General features: G+C 73.1%; 13 protein-coding genes. 7 read left to right on the forward strand and 6 right to left on the reverse strand.

Annotated features, from left to right (window positions below; genetic code table 11):
• Positions 1 to 51: 51 nt before the first annotated feature.
• From AMK13_RS18725 to AMK13_RS18745, 4 genes are all read left to right on the forward strand, one after another.
• Positions 52 to 411 (forward strand): hypothetical protein, encoded by a 360-nt coding sequence (locus tag AMK13_RS18725; protein ID WP_074003207.1) that lies wholly within the window; start codon positions 52 to 54, stop codon positions 409 to 411.
• A 60-nt stretch (positions 412 to 471) separates the two neighbouring features.
• Entirely contained in the window at positions 472 to 1,563 is a 1,092-nt protein-coding gene (locus tag AMK13_RS18730; RefSeq protein WP_074003208.1) for a PLP-dependent cysteine synthase family protein, read from the forward strand.
• A gap of 50 nt (positions 1,564 to 1,613) precedes the next feature.
• Entirely contained in the window at positions 1,614 to 2,846 is a 1,233-nt protein-coding gene (locus tag AMK13_RS18735; RefSeq protein WP_074003322.1) for an MFS transporter, read from the forward strand.
• A gap of 241 nt (positions 2,847 to 3,087) precedes the next feature.
• Complete coding sequence (locus AMK13_RS18745; protein WP_443333953.1) at positions 3,088 to 4,029, forward strand: S1 family peptidase; 942 nt, start codon at positions 3,088 to 3,090, stop codon at positions 4,027 to 4,029.
• A gap of 79 nt (positions 4,030 to 4,108) precedes the next feature.
• On the opposite strand, the gene AMK13_RS18750 is transcribed toward AMK13_RS18745, so the two are convergent.
• Positions 4,109 to 7,369: a bifunctional cytochrome P450/NADPH--P450 reductase gene (locus AMK13_RS18750; protein ID WP_079272270.1), complete on the reverse strand. Its 3,261-nt coding sequence runs from the start codon at positions 7,367 to 7,369 to the stop codon at positions 4,109 to 4,111.
• 162 nt (positions 7,370 to 7,531) lie between these two features.
• Here AMK13_RS18750 and AMK13_RS18755 point away from each other — a divergent pair, with 162 nt between their 5' ends.
• A complete protein-coding gene (locus AMK13_RS18755; RefSeq protein WP_074003211.1) occupies positions 7,532 to 8,203 on the forward strand; it encodes a helix-turn-helix transcriptional regulator in 672 nt (223 codons plus the stop codon).
• Between the two features lie 20 nt (positions 8,204 to 8,223).
• On the opposite strand, the gene AMK13_RS18760 is transcribed toward AMK13_RS18755, so the two are convergent.
• A complete protein-coding gene (locus AMK13_RS18760) occupies positions 8,224 to 9,036 on the reverse strand; it encodes an SAM-dependent methyltransferase (protein WP_049651750.1) in 813 nt (270 codons plus the stop codon).
• A gap of 82 nt (positions 9,037 to 9,118) precedes the next feature.
• Here AMK13_RS18760 and AMK13_RS18765 point away from each other — a divergent pair, with 82 nt between their 5' ends.
• Both AMK13_RS18765 and AMK13_RS43540 read left to right on the forward strand, forming a co-directional pair.
• Positions 9,119 to 9,532 carry a MarR family winged helix-turn-helix transcriptional regulator gene (locus AMK13_RS18765; RefSeq protein WP_074003212.1) on the forward strand — a complete coding sequence of 138 codons (414 nt, stop codon included), beginning with the start codon at positions 9,119 to 9,121 and terminating at the stop codon, positions 9,530 to 9,532.
• 261 nt (positions 9,533 to 9,793) lie between these two features.
• Positions 9,794 to 10,537, forward strand: coding sequence for a hypothetical protein (locus AMK13_RS43540; RefSeq protein WP_074003213.1), 744 nt, complete (start codon positions 9,794 to 9,796; stop codon positions 10,535 to 10,537).
• A 24-nt stretch (positions 10,538 to 10,561) separates the two neighbouring features.
• Here the strand turns inward: AMK13_RS43540 and AMK13_RS18775 are convergent, their stop codons facing one another.
• From AMK13_RS18775 to AMK13_RS18790, 4 genes are all read right to left on the reverse strand, one after another.
• Positions 10,562 to 11,905, reverse strand: coding sequence for an aldehyde dehydrogenase family protein (locus tag AMK13_RS18775; RefSeq protein ID WP_241852939.1), 1,344 nt, complete (start codon positions 11,903 to 11,905; stop codon positions 10,562 to 10,564).
• A gap of 11 nt (positions 11,906 to 11,916) precedes the next feature.
• Positions 11,917 to 13,314, reverse strand: a complete 1,398-nt coding sequence (locus tag AMK13_RS18780; protein WP_074003214.1) for a carotenoid oxygenase family protein — start codon at positions 13,312 to 13,314, stop codon at positions 11,917 to 11,919.
• A 151-nt stretch (positions 13,315 to 13,465) separates the two neighbouring features.
• Positions 13,466 to 14,506, reverse strand: coding sequence for a ferritin-like domain-containing protein (locus tag AMK13_RS18785; protein WP_074003215.1), 1,041 nt, complete (start codon positions 14,504 to 14,506; stop codon positions 13,466 to 13,468).
• Positions 14,503 to 16,659, reverse strand: coding sequence for a hypothetical protein (locus AMK13_RS18790; protein WP_143204569.1), 2,157 nt, complete (start codon positions 16,657 to 16,659; stop codon positions 14,503 to 14,505). Before AMK13_RS18790 ends, AMK13_RS18785 begins: the two co-directional genes overlap by 4 nt.
• Positions 16,660 to 16,725: the final 66 nt, after the last annotated feature.

Raw genomic sequence — 16,725 nt, forward strand, 5'->3', positions numbered from 1 at the left:
TCCGTCCCCGCGATCCGCTGCCGCCCCCGCGCGGCCGCGCGGAGTCCCGTCATGCCCATCAGGCTCCTGGCCGCGCTGCTGCTCGGCCTGTTCTCCCTGCTGCCCGTCGGCTGCCCGCAGCAGCACCTCGACGCCCATCCGCTCCGCTCCCCCGCCGCGGCCACCGCCCCGGCCGAGCCGGGCGACTTCCCCGCCGACTCCCTGGAGCGGCACTGCGCGACCGGGGAGGCCGCCGCGCCCGCGCAGCGGTCCGTCCGGTCGACGGCGCTGCCCGCTCCGTCCCCTGCCACCGCCCCCGGCGGGGACCGGGCGGAGCCTGCCGCGCCCCGCCCGACGGCCGCCGCCGGGCGCGCCGCCCGTACGTCCGGGCCGAGAGGCCCGTTGCTGGTCACCGGTCGGTGGCGGATATAGCGGCTCGGCGTCCGTCCGAGCTGCCGTACCTTCCGCCAACTTCCCGACAGGAGACGAGACATGACGTCCCTCACCCATCGCACGGACGACCACGCGGCCCTCAGCGGCCTGGTCGGCAACACCCCGGTCCTGCGGATCGGCGAGCCGCTCGCCCCGGCGGGCCGCGGTTTCTGGGCCAAGCTGGAGGGCTTCAACCCCGGTGGCATCAAGGACCGCCCGGCCCTGCACATGGTCCAACGGGCGCGGGCCCGGGGCGAGTTGCGCCCGGGTGGCCGGATCGTGGAGTCCACCAGCGGCACGCTGGGACTGGGGCTCGCGCTGGCCGGCATGGTGTACCGGCACCCGGTCACGCTGGTCACCGACCCGGGGCTGGAGCCGACGATGACCAGGCTGCTCACCGCGTACGGCGCCGAGGTGGAGGCAGTCACCAGTGCGCACCCGCGGGGCGGCTGGCAGCAGGCCCGGCGCGACCGGGTGGCCGAACTGCTGGCCCGCCACCCGGGATCGTGGTGCCCCGACCAGTACAACAACCCCGACAACACCACCGCCTACACCCCGCTGGCGCTGGAGCTCGCCGCCCAACTGGGCCACCTGGACGTGCTGGTGTGCAGCGTCGGCACCGGCGGGCACTCGGCCGGCACCTCGCGCGTCCTGCGCCAGCTCTACCCGGGGCTGCGGGTGGTCGGGGTGGACACCGTCGGCTCCACGATCTTCGGCCAGCCCGCCCGGACCCGGCTGATGCGCGGCCTGGGCTCCAGCATCTACCCGCGCAACGTCGCCTACCAGGCCTTCGACGAGGTCCACTGGGTCGCCCCGGCCGAGGCCGTCTGGACCTGCCGCCGGCTGGCCGCCTCGCACTACGCCACCGGCGGCTGGAGCGTCGGCGCGGTCGCCCTGGTGGCCGGCTGGCTGGCCCGTACCCGGCCCGCCGGTACCCGGATCGCCGCGATCTTCCCGGACGGACCGCAGCGCTACCTCGGCACCGTCTACGACGACGAGTACGGCGCCGCGCACGACCTGCTGGACCACCCGCCGGCGGACGGCCCGGACGAGCTCGCCCGGCCGGACGAGCGGGAGGTCACCCGCTGGACCCGCTGCGCCGAGGTGGTCGACCCGCTGACCCTCCCGGGCGCCCCCGGCGGTGCCGCGTGAGGGGGCTGACCGCCCAGTTCCGGGGCCACGAGCGCAGCGTCCGGCTGCTGATGGTCAACCAGTTCACCATCAACCTGGGCTTCTACATGCTGATGCCCTACCTGGCCGCGCACCTGTCCGGCGGCCTGGGCCTGGCCGGCTGGACGGTCGGGCTGGTGCTCGGGGTGCGCAACTTCACCCAGCAGGGCATGTTCCTGGTCGGCGGCACGCTGGCCGACCGGTTCGGCTACAAGCCGCTGATCGTGGCGGGCTGCCTGCTGCGCACCGCCGGCTTCGCCGCGCTCGGCCTCTCCTCCTCGCTGCCCGCCCTGGTGGCGGCCTCGGCGGCCACCGGCCTGGCCGGGGCGCTGTTCAACCCGGCCGTGCGGGCGTACCTGGCGCGGGACGCGGGCGAGGAGCGGCGGATGGCCGCGTTCGCGCTGTTCAACGTCTTCTACCAGGCGGGCGTCCTGCTCGGCCCGCTGGTCGGCATGGCGCTGACGGCGGTGGACTTCCGCACCACCTGCCTGGTCGCGGCCGGGGTGTTCGCGGTGCTCAGCGCGGTGCAGATCCGGTCGCTGCCGGCCCGCCGGGGCTCCGGGCCGGACGAGGGGCACGAGCGTACGGGTGTCCTCGCGCAGTGGCGCAGGGTGCTGGCCAACCGGCCGTTCCTGCTCTTCGCGGGCGCGATGACCGGCTCGTACGTGCTGTCCTTCCAGGTGTACCTGGCGCTGCCGCTGGAGGTCCGCCGGCTGGGCGGCGGCGGCACCGGCGGGACGGTGGCGACGGCGCTGCTGTTCGTGGTGTCCGGGCTGGGCACGATCCTGCTCCAGACCAGGGTGACGGCCTGGTGCCGGGCCCGGATCGCGCCGGGGACGGCCCTGGTCGCGGGGGTGGCCGTGATGGGCGCGGCCTTCCTGCCGCTGCTCGCCGCCTCGGCCCTGCCTGTTCCCGAGACGGGCCCCGGGCGCTGGGCGCTGGCCGCCGGGCCGCCGGCGCTGGCCGCGTTCCTGCTGGCCCTGGGCACGGTGCTGGCGTACCCGTTCGAGATGGACACGGTGGTCCGGCTCTCCGGGGACCGCCTGGTCGCCACCCACTACGGGCTCTACAACACCGTCTGCGGGGTCGGCATCACCCTGGGGAACCTGCTGACCGGCGCGGCCCTGGACGCCGCCCGCGCGGCCGGGCTCGCCGCGCTCCCCTGGCTGGCGCTGTGCGCCCTCGGGGCGGCGTGCGCGCTCTCGCTGCGCGCCCTCCACCGCGGCCGCCGGCTCGCCGGGTCCGAACCGGTGCCCGCCGTGTAGGAGCGGCACGGCAGCCGCCGAACGGCGGACCCGCGGGCTCACTCCTGAGCCTGCGGGTCCGCCGACACCCCATCAGAAAGCTTGTACCGAACGGTCCGTTTCCTCATACTTCCGGTCAGCGCCGGTCAGGAGCTGATCATCCGCCGTGCTTCCGGAGAGCACCGGCCGGGGTCCGCCCATCGCCTGACCGCGCTTCACGGCCCCAACCCTCAGGGCCGTCGCCCCCCTCTGGAGGAGATCGGTGAGGACCATGCGCCCCACGCCCCGCACCGGCACCACACCCGGCACCACCCGCCGTACCGGCCGTACGCGCCGCTTCCGCCTGCTCGCCGCCGCCCTGGGCCTGCTGACCGCCACCGCGGTCGCCGCGCCGGGCGCCGCAGCCGCTCCCATCCCCACCGCCCCCACCGTCCCCACGGCCCCCACCGCCCGACCGGAACAGCTCCTGGCGGTCAGCGAGGCCATCCTGGGCGCCGAGGTCAACGGCACCGCCTGGTACGTCGACGAGGCCGCCGGACACGTCGTGGTGACCGCCGACAGCACCGTCTCCCCGGTCTCGCTCGCCAAGCTGATGAGTTCCGCCGGCGCCGACGCGTCCACCATCACCGTCCACCGCGTCCCCGGCGCGTTCACCCCGCTGCTCGCCGGCGGCGACGCCATCTACGGCGGCCAGTACCGCTGCTCGCTCGGCTTCAACGTGGTCAGCGGCAGCACCTACTACTTCCTCACCGCCGGGCATTGCGGCAACGTCGCCGCCAACTGGTACACCGACGTCAACCACGCCAACCTGATCGGCCCGACCATCGGCTCGACCTTCCCCGGCCACGACTACGCGCTGGTCCGCTACGACAACAGCGCGCTCAGCCACCCGGGCGGCTTCACCTCCGCCCCGGACGCCGTCGTCGGCGAGGCGGTGCAGCGCACCGGCTCGACCACCGGCACCCACGGCGGCACCGTCACCGGGCTCAACGCCACCGTGCGCTACACCGACGGCAGCACCGTCCGCGGCCTGATCCAGACCAACGTCTGCGCCGAGGAGGGCGACTCCGGCGGCCCGCTGTACGACGGGGCCAAGGCGCTCGGCCTCACCTCGGGCGGCAGCGGCGACTGCACCTCGGGTGGGACGACCTTCTACCAGCCCGTCAACGCGGCGCTCTCCGCGTACCAGGTCAGCGTGTACTGACGCCGTCCCCTCCCGAGACGGCCGTGGGCCTGCCGCACCGGTGCGGCAGGCCCACGGCCGTCTCGGGAGGGGTGAGCCGTCAGCCGGCGTACACGTCCTCGACGTACCGCCCGGCCTCGATCAGCCCCTGCAGCCAGGCCTGCGCCCGCTGCTCGTCCGCGCCCGGGACGCGCTCGCGGTACAGCGTCCGGAAGGCCTCCCGGACGCCCGGCGCCATCCGGGCGCCGTCGCCGCACACGTACACCTCGGCACCGGCTTCGAGCAGCTCCCAGACCTCGGCCGCCTCGGCGGCGATCCGGTCCTGTACGTAGCGCCGCCCGTCCCGCGGCCGCTCGCTGAAGGCGGGCCGCAGCGAGACCGCGCCGGCCTGCTCGGCCGCCTCCAGCTCACCGCGGTGCAGGTAGTCCGCGTCCGGGTCGTCGCAGCCGAAGTACAGCAGCGCCGGGGCGAGCCCGGCCCCCTCCGCGAGCAGCGCCCGGCGGTCGGCGACGGCGCCCCGGAAGGGCGCCAGGCCGGTGCCGGCCGCGATCATGACCACCGGGGTCCGGTGGCCGATCCGGAACGCCTCCCGGCAGGGCTGGACCCGGGCCAGCACGGTGTCGCCGACGGCCACCCGGTCGAGGTAGCCGGAGCCGGTGCCCCGGAAGGTGCCCCGGCCCGAGCGGGCCGGCCCGCTGAGCACCGAGACCATCAGCTCCGCCCGGCCCGGGTCGCCGGCGGGCGAGGAGGAGATCGAGTAGTGCCGCGGCCGGATCGGCGGCAGCAGCTCCAGCAGCACCGGCCAGCCGAGCCGCCCCTGGAGGGCCGGGTGGTCCTCGACCAGGTCCAGCAGGGTGCGCGGGTCGTCCTCGGGCAGCGCCCGCAGCGCGGCCTGCTCGGGCGGGCAGGGGTTGAGCGCGGCCAGGGCGGCGCGCTGCTCGGCGCTCGGCCGGTCCTGCAACTCGACGTGGCGGGTGAGCAGTTCGCGCACCGTCAGCGGGCGGTCGACGGCCAGTCCGGTGCGCCGGTGCGCCACGATGCCCAGCACCGTGTCGAGGTCGGCGCCGAACAGCTTGGCGGCGCGCTCGACCAGCGCCGGGTCGTTGGCCGGGAGCACGGTGAGGTGGTCGGCGGTCCGGTAGCCGGTGCCCTCCGGCAGGGCCAGCCGGACCAGCCGCTTGACCCGGTGGTACGCGGGGTCGGTCAGGCTGCCGACGGCGGTGACGGTCAGCTCCGCCATGCCGTGCCGGGCGGCCAGCGCGGCCAGCGGGCCGCCGGTCACCTCGGTCACCGAGTAGGCGGCCGCCGGCCGCGCCTCGGCGGGGGCGTCGGCGTCCCCGTAGCGCGCCAGCAGGGTCTCGCGCAGCTCGGCGGTGAACTGCCGTACGGTACCGGCCAGGTCGCCGGAGGCGTCGGCCTCGGCGCGGGCCAGCAGCCGGGTGCCGCCGAGCGCGGCGAGCCGGTCGTCGATCAGCCCCGGGACGCGCTGGTAGGTCGCGGCGTAGGTGCGGTCGCCGATGCCGAGCACCGCGTACTCGACGCCGTCGGCCGTCCCGCGCTCCTGCCCCTCACCGCTCTCCTGGAGGCGCCGGACGAACCGGGCCGCGTCGTCGGTCGGCTGCCCGTTGTACGAGGCGGCGGTGATCACCACCGGCCGGTCGGTGGGCAGCCCGTCCGCGTACGCGTCCAGCGGGGCGGTCTCCGTCTCGCAGCCGAGGTCGGCCGCGGCCTCCGCGAGCTGCCGGCTGAACTCCCGGCAGGCGCCGTAGTTGGAGCCGTGCAGGAGCAGCAGCCCGGTCCCCTGGCGGACCCGCCCGGCCGTCCCGGGCCGCTCGGCAATGCCGGTGGCAGCAGCGGTGGAGCCGGAGGCGGTCGCGGCCCGGCCGGGCGTGCGCCGGGCGAGGCCGAGGGTGAAGTCGTCGGGCTTGATGGTGAGCGTCTGCTTGATGGTCAGCCGGTAGTCGGTGTGGTCGATCAGCCGGTAGCGGTGGACCAGCATGCCGAGCAGCATGACGGCCTCGTGCAGCGCGAACTGCCGTCCGATGCAGGCGCGTTCGCCGGTGCCGAAGGGCTTGAAGGCGTGCGGGGAGCGGGCCTCCTCGCACTCGGGGTCGAACCGGGACGGGTCGAACAGCTCCGGGTTGTCGCCCCACGACGGGTCCCGGTGCAGCATCGGCGTGGAGACGAAGACGGTCTCCCCGGCGCGCAGCGGGATGCGGCCGCCGAGCAGGGTGTCCTCGCGGGCCTCCCGGCTGAACGCGGGCGCCGTCGGCCACAGCCGCAGCGCCTCGTTGAGCACCTGGCGGGTGTGGCGCAGCCGTCCGACGTCCTCGTAGGAGGGCTCCGGGTCGGCCTGGTCGCCCCAGAGCCCGTCCACCTCCCGCTGCACCTGGCGCAGCACCGTCGGGTGCTTGACCAGGTAGTACATCGCGAAGGAGAGCGCGCCCGAGGTGGTCTCGTGGCCGGCGATCAGGAAGGTGATCACCTGGTTGCGGATGTTCTCGGCGTCCAGCCGGGTCCCGTCCGAGGGGCGGACCGCGCCGAGCATCAGGCCCAGCAGGTCCTCGGCCGGAGCCTGCTCGCCCTCCCCAACAGCTCCCTCCCCGGCGGTTCCCTCCGCGGAGCGGGCGGCGATCACCTCGTCCACCACGGCGGCCAGGTAGTCGGCGTCGGCCCGGAAGGCCGTGTCCCGCTCGCGGTGGTCGGCCTCCGGGTCGCGGGTGAGCCTGTTCATCGCCCAGCCCAGGCAGCGCACCATCGCCTCGACGAAGGGGTGCGGCTCGTCCCGCTCGAAGGAGCCGAAGTCGAAGCCGAAGCCGGCCAGTCCGATGGTGTCCAGGGTCATCCGGGTCATGTCGCCGGGCACGTCCACCGGCAGTCCGGCGGCCTCCCGGCGGTCCCAGGAGTCGACCAGCCGGCGGGCCACCCGCAGCATCACCGGGTGGTAGGTGCGCATCGAGCCGAGCGCGAAGGCCGGCATCAGGATGTCGTGCGCCCGGGCCCAGTTGGGCTCGTCGTTGTAGGCGGTGAACAGGCCGTCGCCGGTGAACTGGCGGACGTTCTCCAGGCCCGGGCCGATCGACTTGGTGAACCGGGTCTCGTCGGCGAGCTCCTCGACCAGCTCCAGCCCGCTGACGATCAGGCTGTCCCGGCCGTGCAGCCGCTGGACGAAGGCCGGGCCGTGCTCTCTGGCCAGTTCCATGGTGCGCAGCATCGGGGCGGCGATCGGCGGCGCCGACGAGATGTCCACCAGGGGGACGGCCCGACCGCTCCCGGCCCCGTCCGCCCGCTCGCCGCCGTCCGTCCACCCGTCCTCGGCCGTCCACTGGCCCTCGGTCGTGCTCTCCACGGTCTCGGTCATCGCTGTGGCCCCTCCCACGGCAGGAAAACTTCGGTCTTCCACCACTGTGCGCCCACCGGGCGGAAGGTCAGACCCCGATCACTACATGATTGTGTAGTACCAGGGGCTCCGACGGGCTTGCCCACGAACCGTCAGCCCTGGCCCCGGAGAGGAGAACCACCGATGCGATCGACCGAGGACTGCGCCCCCCTGCCGGGCGGCCGCCTGGACCCGGCGGTGATCTGGCGCAACCGGGCGCTGCGGCTGATGGACCACGTGCCGATGCCCATCGCGGTGTGCGAGTTCGGCGGGCAGATCCTGATCGTCAACCGCGCGATGGCAGCCGAATTCGGCTGCTTGCCGGGCCAGTTGCGCCACCGTAGGATTCTGGAGTTCTTCACCCTGCGGGACACCGGCACGCTGGAGGCGCTCACCGAGGCCGTCCGGCTGCACCGCCGCTCGCAGTACCCGGCCCGGGTCTCCTGGACGCCCGCCGGCGGCACCGAGCGGCACGGCGAGATGACCGTCGACCTGGTCAGCGACACCCCGGAGCAGACCCCGAACCTCCTGCTGTCGCTGCAGGCGGCGGAGCCCGCGGCCGAGGCCCCGCCGTCCGGCCCCCGGGCCGAGGCCAGCCCGGTCGAGGCCCGCATCCTCGCCGCCGCGGCCCGGGGCGACACCACCGCGCAGATCGCCCGGGCGCTCGGCATCACCCCGGACGGCGTCAACTACCACCTGGCCCGGCTCTCCCGCCGCTGGCGCGTCCCCAACCGCACCGCCCTGGTCGCCCGCGCCTACACCACCGGCGTCCTGGCCCCGGACACCTGGCCGCCCCAGCCCGCCGGCCCGGAGTGACGGTCCGTCAGGCCACGGCGTCAGTCCGCGGTACGCCGCTCCGCCTCGATGAACGCCCTCGTGGTCGACGGGTCCGGGAGCGGGCGCCCGTACGTCTCCGCGAGCCGGGTCAGGGCGGTGGTCTCCACCGTCCAGCCGTGCCCGGCCAGCCAGTCGCCGGTGCCCGGGCCGAGCCCGCCGCGCCACAGCCCGGTGAGGTGGGTGAGCGCCGGGTCCTGCGGTGTGCGGCTCACGTCCCCGCCCTGCTCCAGCAGGAGGCGGCTGCCCGGGGCGGCCAGCCCGGCCACCGCCGTGAGCAGCCCGGCCGCCTCGTCCGGGGCGAGGTAGACCAGCAGCCCCTCGGCGAGCCAAACCGAGCGCCGGGCCGGGTCGAAGCCGGCGGCGACCAGCCGCTCGGGCCACCGCGGGTCGACCAGGTCGACGGGCAGGGCGGTGCGCCGGGCCTTCGGCACGGCGCCGAGGCCGTCCAGGACCTGCTGCTTGAAGTCCAGCACCGGGCCGAGGTCGAGCTCGAACACCCGGGTGCCGGACGGCCAGTCCAGCCGGTAGGCGCGGGTGTCCAGGCCCGCCGCCAGCACCACCACCTGGTCGGCGCCGGCGGCCGGCAGCCGGTCGTCGTAGAAGCGGGTGCGCAGGATGCCGTGGGCGACGAGGGCCTTGGCGAGGCTGCTGACCGGGCCGGAGAGGGCGGGTTCGAGGCCGGCGGCGTCCACGAAGGCGAGGGCGTACGGGTCGACGAAGAGCGGGTCGGGTCGGGAGCTCTCGTAGGCCCGCACCCGGGCGACGGACAGGGCGGTGCGGGAGACCGGGCTGAGCGGTTCGGAGGTCGTCATGCTCGGCAATCTACATCGGCACCGATGCATCAGTGAAGATGTATTGGTGGAGATATATCGGTGAAGATGTATTCTTGCGGGCATGGACGGCGTGCGACTCCTCAGACTCGGCAAGCGGCTGACGGAACTCGGCCGCGCGATGATCACCGACCCGGCCGCCGAGCACCTCAGCGCCGGGGAGATCGCCGTGGTCTCCGACGTGTACCGCCACCCCGCCACCTCCGTCCAGGAGATCCGGGTCCGCACCGGCTTCGCCCAGAGCCACGTCTCGGTCTCCGTCGCCCGGCTGCGCGAACGCGGCCTGCTCGACGCCGCCGCCGACCCCGCCGACGGGCGCCGCACCCTGCTGACCGTCTCCGAGTCGGCCCGGCACGCCATCCGCGCCCACGTCACCCGGCCCGCCGAGCCCGTCATCGCCAAGGCTGTCCCGGACCCGGAGAAGGCCCGCAGGGTCACCGAACTGCTGGACGAACTCGCCGGCCTGCTGCTGCCCTGACCCACCACCGGGCACACCACCAGCCCCACGCCCCGGCCGAGTTCCACAAGTCGGTCACAAGCTCGCCAGGCCACTCCCCCGCCACCGCCGGCCCCTGCCATCATCCCGACTGAACCCGGGAGGCGCCCGGGCGAAGCCGAGGGAGTGCGATGGACGCGCGGATCAGGGTCGCCGGCGGCGACGGGCTGCGGGAGACGGCGGAGCTCCGGGACTGGCTGCACCGGGAGCGCGAGCTGGCGGGGCCGGCGCTGGGCGACGACGATGAGTGAGCCGCCGACCGACCGCGTCCCGACTCCGCCGTCCGACCGGACAGCCTCCCCGCCACCCCGCCACCCCCGGCACCACAGCCGGCGGTCCGCCGCCCCGGCCGCCCGCATCGTGGCCCAGGCCCTGCTGGTCGTCATCGGCCTGTCCACCGTCGCCCTCGGCTTCTCCTGGTTCGTCGACACCTACGACGAGGCGCTCGCCTACCGCGGCGCCCCGGTCTGCGGCGCCCCCGCCACCGCACCCGGCGCGGACTGCACCAGGCAGGAGACCGGCCGGGTGACGGCCAAGAAGACCGACTCGAACGGAGACTCCACCACCTACGGCCTGACCGTCTCCCGCGAGACGGTGCCCACCGCCACCTACAGCGTCACCGAGGGCCTCTACGACAGCCTGGAGAACGGCGTCAACGTGGACCTGACCCTCTGGCGGGGCCGCGTGGTCGAGCTCTCCCACCAGGGCCACCGCTCCACCGTCCAGAGCACCCCCTGGCTCACCGCCCTCAAACTCGCCCTCCTGATCGGCACGGGAACCGTCCTCGCCGTCTACGGCCTCCTCCTGCGCCGCCTCGTCAGCTGGGCGCTCCCGCTCGCCGTCCTCCCCTTCCTGGTCCTCTTCACCGTCCTCGGCAGCATCATCCTCATCACCGCCCAGTGGCCCTTCGCCCTCACCATCGCCCTCCCCCTCATCGGCTGGCTGGTCCTGACCGCCATCACCGCCACGATGTCCTGGGACTACTAGCCGGGGAGATCCGGACCCGGCCGGTCACACCAGGGGCGCGTCCAGGCAGGCCCGGCGGTGGCTGAAGGTGTCGAGGGACCAGCGGCCGTGGTAGCGGCCGGAGCCGCTCTCCCCCACGCCGCCGAAGGGGAGTTCCGGGATGCCCAGGTGGGCCACCGGGAGGCCGAAGTTGAGGGCGCCGGAGGCGGTCTCCTCGGCCAGGCGGCGGCGTGCGTGCCCGTCCCCGGTGAAGGCGTAGAGGGCGAGGGGGTGGTCCCGGTCGTTGATGAAGGCGATGGCCTCGTCGAGGCCGGCGACCTCGACGACGGGCAGGACGGGGCCGAAGATCTCCTCCCGCATGACCGGGGCGTCCGGCTCCACCTCGGCCAGCAGGGTGGGCGCGATGTAGCGGTCCGCCCGGTCGTGCTGCCCGCCGAAGACCGTACGGCCCGAGTCGAGGAGAGCGACGACCCGGTCGAAGTGCCGCTCGTCGACGATGCGCCCGTACGCCGGTGACCGCGCCGGGTCGGGCCCGTACAGCTCGGTGACGGCGCGCGCCAGGGCGCCTTCCAGCGCACGGGCCGTGGCCGGGTCGGTCAGCAGGTAGTCGGGGGCCACGCAGGTCTGCCCCGCGTTGGCGAACTTGGCGCGGGCCAGCCGGGCGGCGACCGCCCCGGGGTCGACGCCGCGGTCCACGAACACCGGTGACTTGCCGCCCAGTTCGAGGGTGACCGGGGTCAGGTGTTCGGCGGCGGCCCGCAGCACCGTCCGGCCGAAGCGGGCGTTGCCGGTGTAGAGGATGTGGTCGAAGCGCTCGGCGAGCAGGGCGGTGGTCGTCTCCCCGCCGCCCTCCACCACGGCGATCGCCGCCGGGTCGACGTACCGGGGCAGCAGCCGTGCCAGCAGGGCCGAGCAGGCCGGGGCCAGTTCGCTCGGCTTGGCGAGCACCGTGTTGCCGGCGGCGATCGCGCCCGCCACCGGCACCAGCAGCAGCTGCACCGGGTAGTTCCAGGGCGCGATCACCAGGACGGTCCCGAGCGGGGCGTGGCCGCTGTGGGCGCTGGTCCCCGGCGGCAGCCGGGTGAGCGCGGCGGCGGGCACCGGCTCGGGGCGCAGCCACTGCTCCAGGTTCTGCAGGGTGTGGTCGATCTCCCGTACGGTGAAGTCGACTTCGGCGATGTCGGTCTCGGCGCGCGGCTTGCGCAGGTCGGCGTGGAGGGCCTCGGCGATCTCCTCGCGGTGGCCGGTCAGCAGGGCGCGCAGCCCGGCCAGCTGCTCGGTGCGCCAGGCGAGCGGCCGGGTGCGGCCGGTGCGGAAGGCCGCGCGCAGCCGGGCGACGGTCTCGGCCGGGGCGGATACGGAGGCCGCGGTCACGGAGGGCGCGGTCACAGCCGGAGTGTTCACTGGGAGTCCTCTCGGACGGGGTCGGGGATCCAGCTGCCGTGGAAGCCGGCCGGCACCCGCACCGGCAGGTGGACGGTGGCGAGCGGGGCGCCGGTGAAGTCCTCGGCGGAGAGGACGACCAGGTCGCTCGCGCCCCGCTCGGGGTCGTGGACGTAGGTCAGCAGGTAGCCGTCGTCCTCGCCGCGGGCGCCCTCCCTCGGCACGAAGGAGACCTCACCGGTGTACCGTCCCGTGCCGAACTGCCGTACGGTGCTGGACTGCTGTCGCAGGTCGTGCTTGATCAGCGCGTCCCCGGCGGCCTCCGGGGGCAGCGCGTCCAGGTCGTCGGCCGTCGCGGCGAGGTGGCGCAGCAAGGGGGTGGCCACGGTGGAGTAACCGTAGCGGTGGGCACCGCCGACCACCGCCGGGTTGACCGCCGGGAACTCCTGCGGCCGGTCGTCCAGCCGGGTCTCGGTGACCGTGCCGGAGACGGTGTCGACCGTCCAGCGGTCCAGGGTGGGGCTGCTCTGCCCGTCCACCGCGCCGCCGGCGAACATCCTCGGGTAGCGGACCACGTCGACGACGACCCGGTCGCCGTCCTCGTGGGCGTTGAGGGTGTGGAAGACGAAGCAGGGCTCGACCTCGAACCAGCGGACCTCGGTGCCGTTGCGGGGCAGCAGCCCGACCCGCGCGCCGCGGGTCTTGTCCCAGACCGCCGGATACGTCTTGCGTGCCAGGTTGTCAGGCATGCTGACGCGCCCCGCGAGGTCGAGGACGACGGCGAAGTTCCGGGTCAGCGCCATGTCGTGCACCACCGGCCGGTGCGGGACCGGGATGTCCACGGCGCGCACGACGACGCCCTCCGGGGAGACCACCAGGTGGCGCAGCCGCTCGCTGTCGTCCCGCTGCCAGGTGATCGCGTGCAGCTCGCCGGTGACCGGATCGAGCTTGGGGTGGGCGGCGAACCCGTCGGGCAGCGTGCCGCAGAAGTCGCCGGCCCCCACCGTCTCGATCTCGTAGGAGAGTTCGTACGGGCGGAAGCCGCCCTCGACCAGCGCGAGGGTGCGGTCGGCGTGCCCGATCACGTGGGTGTTGGGCGCGACGTCGGCGATCCGCGGCACGGCGCCGGGGCGCGGCCGCTCCCCCAGCGCCTCGGCCACGGCCGCGCTGCGCACCAGCCGGTTGCGGTACCACCGGGCCCGCCCGTCGAGCAGCCGCACCCCGTGAACCATGGCGTACCCGGCGAACAGGTGCCGCGGCCGCGGGTCCTCCGGCCGCATCCCGTTGGGCCCGTTGCGCAGGTACCGGCCGTTGAGCTCGGCCGGGATCGTCCCCGTGACCGGCAGGTCGAAGGCCGTGACTTCCTCCTCCACCGGGGCGTAGCCACCGGTGAACGGGTTGGTGACGGTGGACACCGCAGACTCCCTCAGGCCGCTTCCGACTACCACTGCGCACGCGGGGCGGCGCACCCGGCTCAACGAGCCACCCACCCGGCGGGTGACGGCCCGCCGGGCAACGGCGGGAGGGAGCCTGGAGGAGGAGCCGGGGGTCCGCCGCACCGCCGGCTCACTGGTCGGGCAGCTCGAAGGTCGGGGCCGCGTAGTAGTCCATGCCCTTCAGCTTGCAGACCAGCACCTCGTCGGCGCGGGCCAGGAGCTGGCGCATCCGTCCGATCGCCACGTCGATCAGGGCCGGGCGTCCTCGGAACCCGGCATCCAGGTCTGTGATCATCTTCCGGTAGAGCTCCGTGAAGCCGAGGGCGGCCTTGAGGGCGTCCGGGCTCTCCTCGTAATTCGCCAGCTTGGGGTTCACGAGTGTGTTCACGACCTCGTCCCCTTTCGGGACGTGGAAGCCGTCGCCGGTGGGGTCGAGCGGTTTGTCGTCCTGCTGGTAGAACCTTCCGACGCTCAGCTCGTGGAACGTGAAGTAGTGCGACAGATCGCGGTTGGAGTCCAGGATTCCTCCGCCGTCCCCTTCGCCCTCCCAAATGATGTCCTGCATGAGCGTCAGCGCGTCGTCCAGGCCCTCCACGGTGATGCAGTCCTGCCCGAAGTAGGCGTACTGGCGGTCGAGGCGCCCGGCCGGGAACACGGCCTTCTCCCCGTACAGGTGGACGCAGTCCTTCAGGTGCTGCATGAGGTCCCGGTAGAACTGCCCGATCGTCTCACCCGGGTCGGGGAGGATCGGGGTGTGCAGTCGCGGGTCGAACTCGGCGGTGACCGGCAGTGCGGCCCTGAGCCCCTCCGGCAGGGTCCCTTCGTCGACGAGCCCCGGGGACTCGATGCACATGCCCATGGCCAGGAAGGAGTCCCCGAAGGGCTGGAGTTGGATCTCCATGGGGCCGGGGGCACTGAAGAAGCGGGGATAGGGGAGGGAGGCGACGGCCTTGATGTCGGGGTCGGCACCGGTGGCGATCAGGACGTTCGCGGCGATCGACAGGTGCCGCATCTCGACGGTCACCAGCTCCCGGATGAGTTTGGCCGCGGTGCTCCGACGGTCCTTGATCGACCACCAGCCCGTCAGGTAGGCGGGGATGGTGGAGAACTCGACCAGGCAGGCGCTCTGCAGCATCTCCCGCAGTTTCTTGATGTCGTCCTCGAAGGTCATGAGGTGACCTCCTTCGGCTTTCCGGTCCTGAGCAGGGTGCGGTACATCTCCAGAACCTTGCGCTTGCCGCTGGACAGGTCCCTGGTGACGGGCATGTAGAGCGAGGAGTTCGCCATGGAGACCGAGGACAGTTCCAGGATCTGGTCGATGTTCCGTTCGACGGCCGTCCTGTCCCCCAGGTCGAGCGCGGCGTAGTACTTCATGACCGGGAAGATCATGTCGTACACGTAGAGCACCCTCTTGTAGACGTAGTCCCAGGCGGCGACCGGGTCGTTGTGGTGCTCCTCGCAGTACTTCCGGAAGTCCTCGGGGAGCTGGTCGTCGAAGGGCAGCATCCGCACACAGCAGTAGAACGCCGAGACGAAGGACCACGGCGCTCCCACGAACCCCACCCTTTCCGGCGGAACGTCCGGACTCCCGTCGAGATAGTAGGGAAAGAAGGCGATGACCGGGAGGTTGGGGGCTTCGAGACCGCTCACCACGGTGAACCCGATCTCCGCGCGGCCGTTCACCACCGGCCCGACCTTGGTGATGGTGAGGACTTCCTCCTCCTTCTTCTCCGGTTTCTTCCAGAAGGAGCCGTTCTGCATGGGTGGCGGCGGGTCCGGCAGGTACTGCTGGACGACCAGCCCGACCTTGCGGGTGGGGATCGCACCCCGGTCCCGGACCTCGACCACCACCACCCGGTCCTTGTCGCTCTGGTCGACGTAGATCGATCGCAATTCGGTCTGGGCCGTGAGCACCTTCTCCGTCAGCATCGTGACCTGCTCGGCATTCGGCTTGCACCGGATGCCCAGGACCCCGTCGGCCAGGTCCGCGTCGGTCACCTTGCCGTCGACCGGCACGTCGATGATGCCGGAGGTCAGCTCGTAGCCGCTCCTGTCGTAGACATCGGGCTTGATCTCCGCCACGGTCTCGATGGTGGCGGCGCCGGCGACGACGAGCTCCAGAGTTCCGAAGGACGTCTCCTTGTCACCGCTGGCGTCCTTCTCCGGGATCGTGGCCCCCAGGTCGAGGCTGACGTAGCGGGTGCCCCCGGCATTCCGGTTGACCTCCGCCACCGCCGGCCCGAACCAAGCGTCCACCGGATTCTTCTCCGAATCGAGGACCTTCACCGAGTTCGCCGGCGCCAGGAACCGCCCGCCGGGTACCGAAGCCGGCTCGCTCTCGTGCCACAGGCCGATCGTGCCGACCACCCGGGAAAGGCAGGTGTTCCGACGTGGCGGATTCCCCGCTTTTCGGTCCTGCTCCCACAGGTCCAGCAGTTTCTCGAACCGCTCCTTCTGGGTCTTGCAGCCGGCGAACTCGAGTGCGTTGAAGTAGTGGGTCAGATAGACGGAGTACCGCATCATGATTCCGCGGGCCTTCTGGGAATCCATCTCCTTCTTGAGCGCGTTCAGCAGTGGCGATTTGTCGGAGGTGAAGTGGAGATTGTCCCGGCCCACGCACGCCTGGACGACGGTGGCGCCGACCCCGTCGCGGTAGACGTCCCCTTTCAGATTCAGATTGCGGCTGAAATTCTGCCAGCGCGCCGGCAGCTGGAGGCCGTCCTCGATGTCGCCGTAGAAGAATCCCTCCGGGCTGGTTCTGCTGCCGATCTGGATGCGCCTGGCGAAGAAGCAGGGGCTCCAGACCGAATCCGGGTTGTTGTCCGCCATGCTCGCGCTGGTGTGGAACGCGGCCCTGGGGAAGTGGCCGTCGCCGGCCTGCTCCTCCGGGGTGAGGTCGGCGATCGGGAACGAGTCCCCGGCCAGGTTGACGACGGCGCCGAGCAGCGGGTCGCCCGGGATCGACGGATCCGCTCCGTACGCGGTCTGCCCCCCGGTCACGGTCGTGAGGACGCCCTTGCCGTCCGGCGCGTCGCGGGGCTGCACGTGGAGCCACCAGTCGTTGCCGCCGTAGGCGCTCCACCCCGAAGGGGGCTCCTCCGTCTCCTTCCCGTCCGGGCCTTGGCCCGTCTGCATGCTGAACGCCCACTTCGGAAAGGCCTCCCGGAAATTGTCCGGGGTGATTTTCTTGTCCTTGAGATAATTCCAGTTCAGCTCCGCCGTCCGGAAGTCGTACGTCGGGAACAGGCCGTTGTTGTTCATGGTCGCCGGATTGAAGGTCATCTGACCCCGGAAGAAAACCCGGGGAACGGAAAGGACGCTCACAGCACCTCCTAGGGGGTTGGCGGGAAGCCGCCAGCGATGTACCACCGCACCTTGATCCCTAGCCCG

This window comes from Streptomyces sp. CB02056, assembly GCF_001905545.1.
Taxonomy (GTDB): domain Bacteria; phylum Actinomycetota; class Actinomycetes; order Streptomycetales; family Streptomycetaceae; genus Kitasatospora.

Excerpts from the sequence above, each read along its gene's own strand:
- AMK13_RS18725 (WP_074003207.1), top strand. The coding sequence starts at position 52 with ATGCCCATCAGGCTCCTGGCCGCGCTGCTGCTCGGCCTGTTCTCCCTG.
- AMK13_RS18730 (WP_074003208.1), top strand. The coding sequence starts at position 472 with ATGACGTCCCTCACCCATCGCACGGACGACCACGCGGCCCTCAGCGGC.
- AMK13_RS18735 (WP_074003322.1), top strand. The coding sequence starts at position 1,614 with ATGGTCAACCAGTTCACCATCAACCTGGGCTTCTACATGCTGATGCCC.
- AMK13_RS18750 (WP_079272270.1), bottom strand. The coding sequence starts at position 7,369 with ATGACCGAGACCGTGGAGAGCACGACCGAGGGCCAGTGGACGGCCGAG.
- AMK13_RS18755 (WP_074003211.1), top strand. The coding sequence starts at position 7,532 with ATGCGATCGACCGAGGACTGCGCCCCCCTGCCGGGCGGCCGCCTGGAC.
- AMK13_RS18760 (WP_049651750.1), bottom strand. The coding sequence starts at position 9,036 with ATGACGACCTCCGAACCGCTCAGCCCGGTCTCCCGCACCGCCCTGTCC.
- AMK13_RS18765 (WP_074003212.1), top strand. The coding sequence starts at position 9,119 with ATGGACGGCGTGCGACTCCTCAGACTCGGCAAGCGGCTGACGGAACTC.
- AMK13_RS43540 (WP_074003213.1), top strand. The coding sequence starts at position 9,794 with ATGAGTGAGCCGCCGACCGACCGCGTCCCGACTCCGCCGTCCGACCGG.
- AMK13_RS18785 (WP_074003215.1), bottom strand. The coding sequence starts at position 14,506 with ATGACCTTCGAGGACGACATCAAGAAACTGCGGGAGATGCTGCAGAGC.